Consider the following 15,411-nt stretch of genomic DNA (forward strand, 5'->3'; position numbering starts at 1 on the left):
ATAACATAGTATATAAGTATAATACGTACTCTCTACACGTATTGAACAGGCAGATAAGCCATTTAAAAACCCTCCATTTGGAGGGTTTTTAAATACATTTACATTAAATTTGTTGTGGTGCACCACCAACACTATATGAAGGAGTAGGATAATGACCATGAGTAGCAAGCTGATTTGTTTTAGAAAACTGAAAAATTCCCACCGTTAATACCCCAATAAAAGCAATGCCAGATAATAATAAGCTAATTTTTTTCATTATTTTAAGACTCCTTTTTCAATTAATTTTAGTCTTGCTTGATAACAAATATGGAAATAGTCACTTACCTTTTTGTGGTTCTCTAATTGTCTACATTTTGTGGCAAATAATTCAGCGTATTCGACAACATATTCCCATAACTCTTCTTTCTCAAAGTATAAGATTCCTTCTTGAATGATTTTTTCTAATTCTTCCAATGGAATGTTTTCGTTTAAGCTTTTTAAAATAAAGAAGTGATGCATATATTCTTCGTTATGGATTTCTCTGCAGATTTTTAATCCCTTAACAATGAGTTTGCTAGCCGTCGATTGTTCTCCTAACTTATAATGTTCCTTAGCTTGTAGGAAGATAGCCTTGAAGTGTGTAGGGATTTTCTCTGTTACTTCTGAAAGGTGGCGAATAGCTAAAGTAGACATACTTTGATCAGAATACAGCCACCCCATAGTACTTTTTACGTATAACAAGGAATCTTCTACCTTATTCTTTTGTAGTAAATCAATTGCACATTGTAGATATTCTTCAGCTTGTTCGTACTGTTTTAAATAGATGCAGCAACCACCTAACAAACTATTACAAAAGGCTGTTTTTACTTCATAACCTTCATATTTTGAAAAGATTACTCTCGATTTATTTGCGTATTCGATAGAAGCAAGCATGTTATAGGTATGGTGATAAAAAGTAGCAATTCTATAGTAGAACTCAGCGTGTTCAATTTCATCTGGTATGTCTACTAATATCTTTTCTGCCAGTTTATAATGTTCCTCTGCCTCAGTAAAATTTGATATAAAAGTGGAATGAATGGATTTAAAAAAGTGATAATAGAAGCGTAGAAAATGGTCTGTAGGCATATCATAGTCACTAATGGCATCAAAGCTATTTTGTTGAATACCAAGGCTATCTGTTAAGACATTATAACGGAATTCAAGTAGTGAATAATATAGTAACAAATTTTGATCTTGATGTTCTTGATTTGGCTCAGTACTTAATTTGCTGATTTTTTCATCAATTTTCTTTTTTAGATTAGTAGCTTTTATAACTTGTTGAGATAGCATAGATCGATACCAGTCGTTTAATAGAGAGGTTAACTGCTCATTTCCTTTTACTGAGACACTCATAATATACGCCCCCATCTTATAGAAATATCCTAATCCAATTTAATTGTAACTATCATAGCAAAATAGAAGAAAAAATAGTATGATTTTACAACTTTTTCAAGAAAATTCAGAAAATAATCAATTGTTGTCGAATGTACTTAGAATAAAACATCCAAAAATTATCAAAAAATGATATGAGTCTTTATACGTTCTATTAGGTGAACTAAGAAACTGTGATTGAAGATTTATGAAATTTCCTTTTCTTAAAACGGATCAATTACATATTACTTTTTAAATTGTTTATCAGATACTATAGTATGTATTACAAACAAATATATAAATCTTGTGTGTGTAAATAAGAAGAGAATAAAGAAAACAAAAAAAGAACTTGTAAGAATTCCTACAAGTCCTTATTTAGATAATGTAAAAAGGTGAAACAGAATACCTCATTATTTTTAATAGGGAAATTATCTTACTTATGGCTTGGTTTTATAGAAGATTTGTTCTTATTGTTGATTAAAGGGAAATTTAAGACTGGTAAGGGGAAAGTGCATAAAAGAGAAAGTCTCCTTTACTTATTCTGAAAAGATAATTCAAAAAGCTATTTGTGTATAGAATAAGCTATGCATAAATTCATCAACATTGGTGATAATAAATAAGAGAATCAATATATAAGCATAAACTTGTTAAAGCTCAGTGTAATTCTATAAATAGTAGATATAATTATCTGAAAAATAACATTATTTACTTTTCGAGTAGGGTAAGTAGAAAAAAATAGGAAGTTTTTCTTTGAAGAAAGCTCTTTTGACAGGAATAGATTTTTTCATAACTAGAACAAATAAATTAATAATCGCATATACTGTATTGTCGTTAAAGCAAGACATTATTTTCTCAGAACAAGGGAATCACTAGAAAAATACGTGATTCCTTTATTCTTCAATATAATATCAATAGTTGATTTGAAATAACCGAAGAAATAAAATCTTTGTTAATGGACAATCACATAATTTTAGGTATAGTAGGTTTATAATTTAGACTATAAAAATTAATGTGTCTTTTATTATTTAACCAAGAAGACTCACTCCATAAGGAACTCACAGCAAGTATGAGCATGTGGGAGTAGTTCAAAGCATGCAATATTGTTTGATTTGGCTAATACATAGATTTATCATCTCAGAACTGGTGTAAGAATTATAATGTTTATACCATTCTATTGTATTTTCTAAAGTCTGTTGTAGGGACCATTTTGGCTGCCAATTAAGATTGAATTTTGCTTTGCTAATGTCAAGATTCAGTAAATTTGCTTCATGGAATTTTATTGGACCTATATTTTCTGCTGTCCAATCCCCGCAGCCCCAAATATCTAGTAAACTGGTCACTAATTTTTCTACTGGAACAATATTGCTTAGGGATGGCCCGAAGTTCCATGCTCCTGAATAAAGGATACCATTATTTATAATTTTTTCTGTAAGGAGTAAATACCCGCTTAAGGGTTCTAGTACATGTTGCCAGGGTCTAATAGCAGTAGGGTTTCTAATAATAATGTTTTTGTTTGATTCTAATGCTCGTATACAATCAGGAATAATTCTATCTATTGACCAATCGCCACCACCAATTACATTACCAGCTCGAACGCTTGCAATTATTTTCTTGTGTTGAGAAAAGTTTTCTTCTGAAAAGTAAGAATTTCGATAGGAAGAAATTAAAAGTTCGCAGCATCCTTTACTTGAGCTATATATGTCATGGCCGCCCATAGGGTCAATTTCACGATAACCCCAAGGCCATTCTTTATTTTCATAGCACTTGTCACTTGTCACCATAATTCCTATTTTAGCTGATTCATGTAATCGAATTGCCTCTAGTACATTCATAGTTCCTACAACGTTTACCTCGTATGTTTCTCTAGGATATTCATATGAATACTTAACTAGAGGTTGGGCAGCTAAATGGAATACAATTTCAGGTTTATAATCTGTAAAAACCTTATTTAATTTATTAAAATCTCTAATGTCTCCACGAATATCAATTATATTATTTTGAAGGTTAGTAATGTTAAAGTTATCATTTTTATTTTTGGGATCTAATGAATATCCGATTACAGTAGCACCTAATTCATTCAACCATAGGGATAACCAAGAACCTTTAAAACCAGTATGTCCAGTAATTAAAATTGTTTTTCCGTAAAAAGCATTATTAAAGTTTTGGTTTAACAATTAGTCCACCTCCTTTAGTACCCTATTTTTAGGGGGTTAGGTATAAATGTTTATTATTTTTATACCAATTAACAGTTTTTATAATTCCTTCTTCAATATTAATTCTAGGTTCCCAGGAAAGAGAGTTTTTTATTTTTTGCACATCTGCTTCAGGAACCCATCTTTCATTTGTTCTAGAGGAAATTGCACCGTAATTTGGTCTGGAATTGGTTTTCAAATGTTTGAATAATAATTCTACATAATGTTTCAAGGGGTGAATAGTGCCGCTCCCAATATTAAAGATTTCATTTTGTACAGTAGTATTTTCTACTGCTAGGATACAGGCATCTATTACATTTTCTATATAACAATAATCTCTTAATTGATTACATAAAGTTAAATTTACATCTTTGTTTTGTAATACTCGCAAGATTATATAGCTAAAAATTTTATGCGGCTCTTCGCCTTCTCCGAATATGCCAAAAGGTCTTAATGTTATAAGATTAATATTGTTTTCGCTAGCAATTTGATGGGCGAGTATAGTAGCAGCAGCTTTGGTACTTCCATAGATATCCACAGGAGTTAGTAACATATTTTCATGAATAGGTTCCATCTTGTTACCGTATTCAGAACTACTCCCAAAATTGATGATTTTTTTACAATTCACCAATTTTGCTGCTTGAATAATGTTACAAGTCCCTATAACATTTGTTTCTATAGCATGGATGTAATCTGTATGGGCAGAATTTACACCATAGGCTGCCAGGTGAAAGATATAATCGGGATTAATTTTCTTTATTGCATCTTGTACTTGTTTTTTATCTCGTATATCTATTTCATAGGTTTCAATATATTTTAGAATATCCTTTAGTCTCCAAGAGTTTGATGGTGTTCTTATGAAAAGAACAATTTTTGCTTGTAAATTTAAAAGTCTTCGTGCCAAGTGAGAACCAATAAAACCGTATCCACCAGTAATAAGGAAAGTTTTATTTTTAAATGAAGCAATCATAGTGATAATCTATCCTTTATTAAGATGTATTTTTAGTTGCTGAAATAAATAGATTTATTTTTAAATAAGGAAAGTATCAGTCTTAATTGTGATGAGGGGAGGGGTATTTAAAATGATTTTTTATTGTTGTTGTATCAATTTGGTCAGCAAATAAAGAGGAGGGAGATTTTTGAAAAGTATTATGAAGGGTATGACATGTCTTGTTCAATTGTTCAATATAAGGAATGTATATATAATCTAAAACTGCTGGAGGTAATTCTAAAGTTTCTTGTTTCCATAAATCGAACTCGTTTGGATTAATAATTTGCATACTTCCAAAATGAAAAGCTATTAATTCATCTTGATCAATAAAAACTTTATTATCTGTTTTAGATATAGAACTGCTATTTAAAATGACATTCCAAGGTGCTGCATCAATACCTTTATGAGTCATGATTTTTATATTAGAAAAGATGTTAGGAATGTGATTTAAATATTTTTGGTCACCCCATCTATTCATTTCAACATCATAATGATTATTACAATATTCTAGGCATTTATCTTTCCACCATGTTAAAATTTCTTTACTATTTTGATCGTTTTTGAAGCCTACTAAACCAGCTTGGTATATACCGTGTATGCTTTCAATTGCAGTAGAGCTTCTTTGAGGGCAAAGGAATACAGAGTATTTCCACCACTCATCAAGAATGATATTAGGTGCTGTAAAGAAATACATATCAGCATCACAATATATAATGTGATCAACTTCCGGATAAAGACTAAGGACATGTAGACATAGGGGCGCTTTTAATGTCCAACAATATTCTTGTAAACTTCTATCATTTTTTATACTGAGGAGTTCATGATTTTCAATTTCTTTTACTGGAATTAGTATGGCGTGCTTTAATTTTAATTTCTCTAATATTTGATAAGTTAAATCATCCATACAACAGATCCATACAGTAAATTTAGCGTTGAAATTTTCTAAGGAATAATAAGAGGTCAATCCTTGAATTAATCGTTCTTTACTTATAATCATGGAAAAGTTCATAAAATGATTGGATTGATTCATTTTTCTTCTTAATTGTGAATCTTTATATAAAGTTTGAGCTTTATTTATATCTTTTTTACTTAAAAATTGTTTAGTATCTTTATTGAATTTATCCTTTAATTGCTTTAAAACAAATTGAATTCTCTCTAAATACGGAGTGTAAATATGGTTTAATATATTATTGGGTATTGAAATTTCTCCCAAAGACCAAAGGTCAAAATCATTTTCAGTAAAGATAGTAATACATGCAAAATGGTAAACAACTAGTTTGTCGTTTTCAATAAATACATCGTTTTTAGTCTTGTCAATTTTATAATCGTTATTATATATACAGTTCCAAGGCGCAGCATTTATACCTAAGTTATTTGAAATTTTTACTTTTGGAAAATATATAGGGATATAATCTAAATACTTTTGGTCTCCAAATTTCCCCTCCTCAGCCTCGGCACTGCACCAATCTATACATTTATTTTTCCACCATCTTACACTTTTTAGTCCATAGAGATCATTCTTAAATCCAATTAGACCGGCCTGATATTTTCCATACATCTTTTCTACCCAATCACGATCTCTTTGGGGGGTTAGGAAAATAGAATGGTCACCCCATTCCTCAAAAATAATATTAGGGTCAGAGAAAAAGCATAAATCACCATCACAATATAGAATAGATGGTAAATCATAATTGACCAATAAATATTCTATCAAGACAGATTTTAAAGTCCAACAATATTCATTTACTTTTCTTTTTCTCTTAATTGCTTTTAGTTCACGATCTTCTAATTCTTCAACTTGTAAAAGGTTTACATTAATTAAACTCATTTCTTTTAATAGTGAATATGCAAAAGGATCTATACAACAAATCCACAATGTGAATTTTTCTGAGTACTGCATTAGTGATTGCTGTAAAGCAATAATTTTCAAGACATACTCACTACCTACAATGACGCAGAAATGATTATTTAGATCATGTTGTTGATTATAGAATTGGGGATGTCTTTTTTGAGTATTTTTTTTGGAGAGATTTGAAGCTTTAATTCCTGTTGAAAGTGGGTTAACTATTTTCTCATTAGAGGGGATATACAATCGAGGTAAACTTATTTTTTTATCATTAGAGTTCAATGCTTATTCAGTCCTCTCCACTAAAATTTATTTGGATTCCAACTTTCATTTACAGTTTTTAAATCTTTAGGTGTATCGACACTAGCCCAAAAGTCATTGTGTTCATAGACTGCGAGCTCATTGTCTTTTATTAAATTTCGAAGAGGATCTTCTTCTAGAACACAATCATCATTATTACTTAAATAATCGAATATTTCTTTGTTAAATACAAAAAACCCGCCATTAATTACTTCATCAAGTAATGGTTTTTCTTTAAAATCAATAGCAATTCCATCTTCGACCTCCAATAGGCCGTATTGACTATTTTTTTTAATTCCAGTTAATGTAGCAATTTTTCCTTTTTCTTTATGGAATGCTATTAGTTGATCAATATCTATATTGGCTAATCCGTCACCATAAGTTAATAAAAAGGTTTCACCCTGTACAAAGGATTCAAGTTTTTTTAGTCTTGCCCCGGTCATTGTATCAATTCCTGTATCTATAAAGTGTATATTCCAATTTTCTAATTCCTGAAGTAGCGTATATTGACTGGTTTTAAAATTCAAACTAAAGTCATTCTCTTTCCAGCTAAAGTCCATAAAATATTCTTTAATTTTCTCACCTTTATATCCTAAGGGCAAAATGAAATCAGAATGTCCATATTTTCTATACCAATTCATTATATGCAAGAGGAGAGGCTTTCCTTGAACTCGAACTAATGGTTTGGGAATGTCCTCTAAAATTCCTTGCATCCGAAGCCCTTTTCCGCCACACAAAATTATGACTTTCATAGATTTATTTCCTTCCTCTCTATATATTTTACTAATTTAAACTATGTAGTTTGTTTGATAAATGTATACACGGTTGTACCATAATGACAATCAACTAAAAAATATATGTTAGATTTATAATTCAAATGCTGATTAAACGTGAAGAATACGCACTGTAGTTTATTCTCAATCTTATGTAAATTAGGTTATTTTAAAATCAATGCTTTATTTTATTTAATACTAATGAAAGAAATTGCTTGTTTATAAGATAAAAGAAGGGGAGGGGAAACAAGGGAATTGAAGAAGCTTATAATGAAAAATCTAAGAAGGAAATTAACTATTTAAAGGAAAAGTGAACAAATATTAAATTGTAGATTTTACAAATTAAAAAAAGAGCACCGTATAAAGGTGCTCTAGTGATGGAATCAATTTTGTAAAGAACCATTTATTCAATAAAGAAGGACTTATGAATTATTATATGAACGGTTTATTAATTAAGTGTGTATCAATTAGATGGGAATTTTATTTCTCTACACCTATTTTAATTTACTGGCAAAATCATGTTAAAAGTAAGAAGGAAAGTATTAAGTTAATGTTATTTTATTTAAAATATAATCCCAATCGGAATCATCACCTTCCCATCTATCCTGATAACGTGGGAGTTCAATTGAACAAACCCTTGATATTCCCCAATTTTGTTCAACGATATTAGATATATCCTCCTTAAAATTGACAATAAGAATATTAAAATCTTTATTTGTAATTTCGGATAATACGTTTTTTAATTCAATCGCTTCATCTCGATTTCCCCAAATCCTAATGAATAAAATCGATTCACTACTATTTATTTTTTCAAGGAATCGATTAATTCTAGTGTCTAATTTAGCTTTAAAAGAAGGATAAGTTGATTTCCAATTCTTTTCTGAGTCAATAGGAAAGTCATGCATTGAAAAACAATTATAATAAGTGTCCTTTATACAATAGGTAATTCGTTCTGCCCATTTAGTTTGATTATCAAATTCTGATTCAATAAGACCGTAACTTTCTGAACCTTCTATGACCATATTTTCCAACTTCATAAATTTTTCAAACCGACTTTGAAGTAATCTGTTTACATCTGAAAGTGATGGATAATAAAACCAATCTAAAGGTCCAGAAAATGTTCTTAAATGGTGCCTTTTGATTTGGTTAGTGACTTGACACAATCCTCCTAAACTTACAATTACGCCATAGGATTTTTGTATATCATCTAGGTTCATCCTCATCATCCTTTTTAAAAGTAATTTAAATTATCTATTCAGTATATGATGCAATAACATATTGATGTGGACATATATATCAAAGTACATAGAGCTAAGGCATTTGTATAAACTTTAAAAGTTAAGATACCTAAGTTAAGGAATTTTATCTTTGACGTTATATCATAGAGTTGCTATTGGAATGAAAACTGGTAGGGATATTGCACCAGAGTTATTTACTCTCCAGTAACTTAAATTAGAAACCAGTCCTTGATTACTGTAGTAAAATTGTTGTCTTTTTAAAAGAATACTTAGATAAAAAAAGAAAACCCTATTGGTTAGCATTTAACGAGTAGAGTTTTCTTTGAATTAGCACCTTTTACATGATAAATATTGAAGAGGGAAAACCCACTTAGAAAAACTTTTAAGCAGAAAAATAGACTAGTCTATTTTAATTTCTAATGGTCCCAGTATCTTTTATTTTGACGTGTGTCTTTACATTTATTTTAGCCTCTGCTAACGCTTGCAACCAATCTCCTTTTACTTTTTTCCACTCTTTATATTGAAATGCTCTAGCATATAGGGATAATCCGATTGGATCAATTTTATTCTGCTGTATTTCATACAACATATTTTGTAAATTATTATTAATTTCTTTTTGAATGGCACTTTTTAAATTATTTATATTTTTTTTATTATCATAGTGCCCCTTAATTAAATTCGCATTGGTTTTTTCTATTAAAGCTACATTAGCATATATATCGAGATTAAATACAAACTTTCCGTTTTGAAAATTAACAAATACCTTCCTTGTCGCGTTCTGTACGAAGATAGAAGTGTTTATTTTTTTGTTGGACTTTTTAGGAGGAAGCGCAAGGTGTAGTATCATTCGCCCGCTACTTTTTTGCTTATTTATAAGATTGAAAAATTTAACATCTTTTTTAGGGATATGAGTTAAATATTTCCCTTTTCGATTTAAAAATGCAATTCCTACTGTGTCGATTTCATTCTTTGTTTTTTTGATAATTGGAACAGCTTGCGTCATTCCTTCTTCATTTTGTTCTCTCATTAATTGTTGAATTGTAGAAGAGACGGATTGGTTATTTTGAATTGACGATTCAATTACACCATTTATATAAGATGAAAGTGATGGTTTACTAGGCTTATGAATTTTAAAAATTTCTTCTGCAGGTCCATCTACAAGTACTACTTTAGCATTAATGGTAGCGTAAGGATCACGGTAAGAAGAATCAAGCTCCTGCAACCAATTTGCTTCTTGCGCTAATTTTTTCCCAATTAAAATGATTTCAGCTTTGGAAGCTGTCATAAAGCCTGTTAACTTTGTATCTATCTTACTGAATCCAGTATATACAGTTGATGCTTGTGTCCAATGTTCTATAGTACTTTTTGGTTGTTTATGATGAAAGAGTGGTATGCTTGTTCCAACTTTTATGTCTCCATTAGGGGTTCTATCCAAGCCAATTAACAGGATTAATGAAACCTTCTCAAGAGGAATTCTCTGACTACAACCAATTATATATACACAACAAATTACAATCCATATCCATTTTCGAATCAAAGTTGTTTCCTCCTAGTAATCCAAGTAAAAAGAATACTGTAAGCGAAAAATAAGATTGGTAATAGAATAAAGAAAACGACATTTAAGATATCCATAAGAGAATATATAAACAAATATTGATCCACATCGGGATTTAGGAAAATAAATAGGCCAACTATAAGTAACATAAAAGCAAGTAGCGCCCAATTGCGGGCGTTTTTTTGAAGTGAAATGGTCACAGATTCAAAACTGAAAAATAAATACGGATATATTGTAGTGGAAAATACAATTAAATAGTAAGCGATATATATAATTTCTAATCGTTCCATGAAAGAAAAACGAACCCCTTTTAACAGATGAAATACTGGCCAGATTACATCTTTTATCCCTTCTGGACTAAAGTATATATAAGAAAGGATAGTAACATATAGATAGAAAAACATGGTTCCAGTATTCGCTATTAGTAGTCCTTTTATGGCTTTTTGTTTTTTTTGTAAGAATGGGTATATATAATATGCAATTTCTAGGCCAGCATAAGGAGTAATGGTTTCTTTTGTTGCCTTTACAATAGGGTATAATCCTTCTTTAAATATAGGTAGTAGGTGTAAAGGATTGTAGTTAGTCTTTAGTGAAAAAAGAAGAAATAGCGGCATCCAAGTAGTGAAGAAGAAAACAAGCATAGAATAACTAGTAAGAGCCCTTAACCCACTCAGGGCTAAAATAATAAAAGGTAATAGTAATAATATGGTGATTTGATAAGCAGGAGTGGAAGGGAATATCCACACTTTTACAATATCAGTTGCCTTTAATAAAGTATTAAATCCAGCAAAAAATAGATAAAAGGCATATGCAAGAAAAAGAATTGTCCCTATCCATTTACCAAAGTATGTTTTTAAGATTTGTGAGAAATTTTTGTTAGGATTTTTTTGTAACATTAATATAATAAATACACCGATTATAGAAGTAACTATCCATCCGAGAATGATCGAAATCCAGCCATCTGTACCAGCAGTAGTAGCAAGTGGGCTTGGCATAATTAACATACCAGATGCGAGTTGCAGCGAATGAATGAAAATAATAAATTCGAATAAAGTTACTTTTTGGAACTTAAGATTCCCCATGTTAACCACCTTCTTTTTTCTTTCTTTGTTTCGGCTGTCCTGTACTCGAGCGGGTGGTAATCATCGAAATAGGAAATCTTACAAAAGAATCTTTTAACTCTTGGAGACGAAATGGTGCGATTGGCATTCCGTATGGTGAACCATAGGAAGTTAGTGAAACAAAATGAGCAAATAAGAGCATTAATCCACTAACAATACCTACAATCCCATAAAAGTAAGCCAATAACATCATTGGAAAACGGATAAGGCGTATAGAACTTGATAAATCATAATTAGAAACAATAAATGAAGCAATGGCTGTAATAGATACGATAATAACCATAACGTTACTAACAAGACCAGCTTGAACAGCTGCCTGTCCAATTACAATCCCTCCAACGATTCCAATAGTTTGTCCAATTGGTTGTGGTAAGCGAATGCCAGCTTCACGTAGCATTTCTAGTGTAATTTCCATTATAAAAGCTTCCAATAAGGGGGAGAAAGGGACTTTGACTCTTGATGTTGCAATAGAAGTGTATAAGTCTATAGGAATAATTTCAAAGTGAAAAGAGACTATAGCAATATAAAATGCGGGTAAAAAAATAGCTATAATAAATCCTGCAAATCGTAATAAGCGAAAAAATGATGCGATGAGCCAATGAATATTATAGTCATCTGGGGTTTGAAAAAATCCAATCAAATTCATCGGAACAACCATTGCACCAGGGGATCTATCCATTAATACTGCTACTTTCCCATCAAGTATATGATTTGAAATGGCGTCTGGGCGCTCGCTTAAATACGCCTGTGGAAAAGGAGTCCAATTTTGATCTTTTGTATAATTAGATAGCTCTCCAATACTTAATACCGCATCTGTTTTGATTTTACAGATTCTGGTTTCAATTTCTTGGACTACATCTGCGTTTGCTACATCACCTAAGTAAATTAAATAGACTAAAGAAGTGGCTCTTTCTCCAATCGTCAGCTTTTTGATTTTTAACTCTGTAGAAGGAATATATCGACGGATAAGACCTATATTTTTTGTGGCATTTTCAATAAATCCATCATGGGATCCTTTTATAGTAACTTCTGAAATTGGCTCTTGAATTGCTCTCTCTGCCCAGCCTTTTGTATTTATTAGAAGTGAACGCTTTTCTCCCTCCATAAACAGTACACATTGCCCCTCAAGTAATCCTTCTTTAATTTCATTCCATGTATATACTATTTTGGTATGAGTAGCAATAATATTAGAATTAAATATTTGACTGTCTTCATTTACTTCTTGTAATAATGGTGTAACAACATTGGTTTTTAATGCAACACCATCTGTAAGGCCTTCGAAATAATATAGTAAAATATTCGTGTTTGTTTTTAATTGCAAAGGATGTTCAATTAAATCTGCACTAATATCAAAGATGTTATCTAATGTATTTTTAAGTTCTTTTAAGTTACTTGTTTGGATCTTTTCAATGGTTTTATCTGTCTTAGTTTCTAAGGTCTCTTCATTTAAGGACAAAATTGACACCTCTTTAATATATAACGATTAGTTGTATTTATTATTTTTATATGATTGAATTTTATTCACTAATTTAAACTAATTGGAGATAAGAATTAATAAATTTGATGTGCTATATTATTAATTCAATAATTGGGAGCAAAAAGCAGATGTAATTTGTGTGGAAATTTCAGTATTAAGATAGAATTGAAATTTGAATGATTATAATAAAAAGAGCCCTTGATAGGTTCTTTTTTTAGTTGGTAAATATGATGTCAACAATAGATGGCGATAAAGGTAGTAATTTAGATGTCTTTATGTTAATCTGCTAAATTTTGTAAGGAGAATTCTTTTTTTCATACCTTCATACTCAATGAAAAAGGATATTTCATTTATTTGGGTGTTCTAGTGTATTTTAATTTTGCGCACCAACAAATTTTGTTTAGGGACAAAATGCGTTTTCTTAATTATCAGAAAAAACAGTGCGACAAAATTCCTATTAATTATTTTGGTAGGTATCAAATATTTCTTTGACCTTATTTTCTTGATATTACCGTACGTTTATATGTTTCTAAGGGAAAGAAATACTTTCATTTTTATTACCATCTATTGTTTGATTAAGATGGTAACATGAAAGTGAAACGTTTACAACCAGAAAATAAAGAAAAAATATTAAAATACGACTTTTTTCGACAATCATTCTATGTTTATATTTCATTTTATTATAGGAAAAGGCGGGGGAAAGCGGACCTTTTCCTATAAAATGTTTTGTTGGAATTAGAAATAACTAAAAAAGTAATATTATCTTAAAATTAAAATGAAATTCAATGATAAGGTTATAATTGAATTTTTAAACCTCATGTGTATTGAAAGTATGGTCAAATCTTAATCCACGTTGCGTTTCTTCCTTTTGTAACTAGCTTAATATGGCCAAACACTTGCAAGGAATTTAAAGCCTTACTGATTGTACTTTCTGCAATGTCTGGATAAGTGTTACGAATACTTTCCTTAGTAAAGGGTTGTTTTTGTTTAAGTATAAAATCCTGAATTCTCTCAACTTTAGTATGTTTACATATAGAATCTAGAACTGTGTTATGTAGATCTTTGTAAGCCTCTAATATAATGGTTAAAAACGTTTTTAACCAAAAGCTATTATTATGTTCCTCGCAGTACCAATTCACCGAAGATTTATAAATCGAATTGTAATAATCAGATTCGTTTTTCTTAATATATTTATCCAAACATACATATTTTACAAATGTATGTCCACTCTTAATTAACAGCAATTGCATTAACATAAATGCCAGCCTGTTATTACCTTGATTGAAAGGGACTATGCAATAAAAATTTAATATAAAACGAGCTATTAATAAAAGTGAATGTAGCCCCTTACTAGTATTTAATGAGTTGTATTGATCACATAATTGCTCCATAAACCGTGGGATAAGTTCATGCGGAAGAATGCGGTAACTATTCAAGTGCATTCCATGTTCTGGAACTCCTGGAATAATAAAAGGTTTTTCACGCCATTTGGCACTGTCAGAGGTAATATAATGTATTAGTTGAAAATGTAATTCCTGTATAGTTGCTGGATTAATTAATAAAGTACAGGAGTTTTTATGTACAAAAGAAAGTGTTTGATAATAGCAGAAAATAGCATCTTCAGAAATATTTTGAGGTACTATATCATCTAAAATAAGTTCTTTTAATCTTTTATTAGGAACTTTTATATCCTCATAAATAGTTGTGAAATTTTTTATGTAATGTAGTGGTATAGTTTTTTCTAAACTATTAAATATGTCAGGGTTTTGTTCCTGATAAGCAGCTAATTTTCCTTTGAATTCGCTAATTTCACTTATTAAATTGATTAACCTCCTTTTTAATTCAATATTTTTGTACTTATCATCAAAAAAGTCTCTCATTTTTGTTCCTCCTGTAACCCCTTAACACGTTGTTGCATATATCTTTCCATTCTAAAGGTATGCCACGAAATCATTGTAAAATAAAGATATTGTAGGTCTGATTTTGAATATATATATCAGAATCTATATTTTTATTTAACAATTAAAATGTGGAAATTATAAAGAAGAATCGTTACGATTCAATTTTAATAGGCATAATCCTAACATCAAATGCAAAAATGTACAATAAAAAAATATAAAATATAAAACTATCAAATCTTTTGAAAGATTATCTAAAAGAGTTTTAAGAAGTTGTAGGTATAGATGTTCTTTGGTTTAGGAGTAAATAATAAAGCGATAATAAAGTTTTCATAGGTAATTAAAAAGTAGATAGACTATTAATTTGTGACAATTACGTGCCTAATCTATCATATGCTTTTATGAGAATTCTAAAATTAAATCCTAACGAGCTGAATTTTCTATATTTAGCATAAATATTAGGGAGGCGTGCTGATGAAATGTATCATTTTATATAGAAATATGTAACGTTTAACACTCGTATTGTAAAATATTTTGACATACGTTAATTTAAATATTAGGTACAGGAACATTTAATAAAAACTCAGTACTAAAATACCCTTTAAACGTTTCACCCTAAGAACTTTTCTCA

General features: G+C 30.1%; 11 protein-coding genes. All 11 read right to left on the reverse strand.

Annotation, left to right across the window (positions count from 1 at the left end; translation table 11 throughout):
* Positions 1–103: 103 nt before the first annotated feature.
* The 11 genes from OXT04_RS20065 to OXT04_RS20115 all read right to left on the reverse strand — a co-directional run bounded on the left by OXT04_RS20065 (position 104) and on the right by OXT04_RS20115 (position 14,762).
* Entirely contained in the window at positions 104–256 is a 153-nt protein-coding gene (locus OXT04_RS20065; protein ID WP_000724110.1) for a hypothetical protein, read from the reverse strand.
* Positions 256–1,371: a response regulator aspartate phosphatase gene (locus OXT04_RS20070; RefSeq protein ID WP_000116965.1), complete on the reverse strand. Its 1,116-nt coding sequence runs from the start codon at positions 1,369–1,371 to the stop codon at positions 256–258. Before OXT04_RS20070 ends, OXT04_RS20065 begins: the two co-directional genes overlap by 1 nt.
* 1,103 nt (positions 1,372–2,474) lie before the next feature.
* Complete coding sequence (gene rfbG, locus OXT04_RS20075) at positions 2,475–3,563, reverse strand: CDP-glucose 4,6-dehydratase (RefSeq protein WP_267417023.1); 1,089 nt, start codon at positions 3,561–3,563, stop codon at positions 2,475–2,477.
* 28 nt (positions 3,564–3,591) lie between these two features.
* Positions 3,592–4,551 carry an NAD-dependent epimerase/dehydratase family protein gene (locus OXT04_RS20080; RefSeq protein WP_000561952.1) on the reverse strand — a complete coding sequence of 320 codons (960 nt, stop codon included), beginning with the start codon at positions 4,549–4,551 and terminating at the stop codon, positions 3,592–3,594.
* 82 nt (positions 4,552–4,633) lie between these two features.
* On the reverse strand, positions 4,634–6,700 hold the full coding sequence (locus OXT04_RS20085) for a hypothetical protein (RefSeq protein WP_001087519.1): 2,067 nt from the start codon (positions 6,698–6,700) through the stop codon (positions 4,634–4,636).
* Between the two features lie 20 nt (positions 6,701–6,720).
* Complete coding sequence (locus OXT04_RS20090; protein WP_000864429.1) at positions 6,721–7,470, reverse strand: sugar phosphate nucleotidyltransferase; 750 nt, start codon at positions 7,468–7,470, stop codon at positions 6,721–6,723.
* Between the two features lie 563 nt (positions 7,471–8,033).
* Positions 8,034–8,708 carry a papain-like cysteine peptidase gene (locus OXT04_RS20095; protein WP_016512478.1) on the reverse strand — a complete coding sequence of 225 codons (675 nt, stop codon included), beginning with the start codon at positions 8,706–8,708 and terminating at the stop codon, positions 8,034–8,036.
* Positions 8,709–9,138: 430 nt separating this feature from the next.
* Complete coding sequence (locus OXT04_RS20100) at positions 9,139–10,266, reverse strand: Ger(x)C family spore germination protein (protein WP_000619978.1); 1,128 nt, start codon at positions 10,264–10,266, stop codon at positions 9,139–9,141.
* Positions 10,263–11,366 (reverse strand): GerAB/ArcD/ProY family transporter, encoded by a 1,104-nt coding sequence (locus OXT04_RS20105; protein ID WP_000527368.1) that lies wholly within the window; start codon positions 11,364–11,366, stop codon positions 10,263–10,265. Before OXT04_RS20105 ends, OXT04_RS20100 begins: the two co-directional genes overlap by 4 nt.
* Position 11,367: 1 nt before the next feature.
* The gene (locus OXT04_RS20110) at positions 11,368–12,861 is read right to left on the reverse strand and encodes a spore germination protein (RefSeq protein WP_000055701.1); all 1,494 of its coding nucleotides are present in this window, start codon (positions 12,859–12,861) and stop codon (positions 11,368–11,370) included.
* An 857-nt stretch (positions 12,862–13,718) separates the two neighbouring features.
* A complete protein-coding gene (locus OXT04_RS20115) occupies positions 13,719–14,762 on the reverse strand; it encodes a Fic family protein (protein WP_001204217.1) in 1,044 nt (347 codons plus the stop codon).
* Positions 14,763–15,411 lie beyond the last annotated feature (649 nt).

Origin of the sequence: Bacillus sp. GC_Bacil_1, assembly GCF_026540675.1 — a bacterium.
In the GTDB taxonomy this organism is placed as follows: Bacteria; Bacillota; Bacilli; order Bacillales; family Bacillaceae_G; genus Bacillus_A; species Bacillus_A cereus.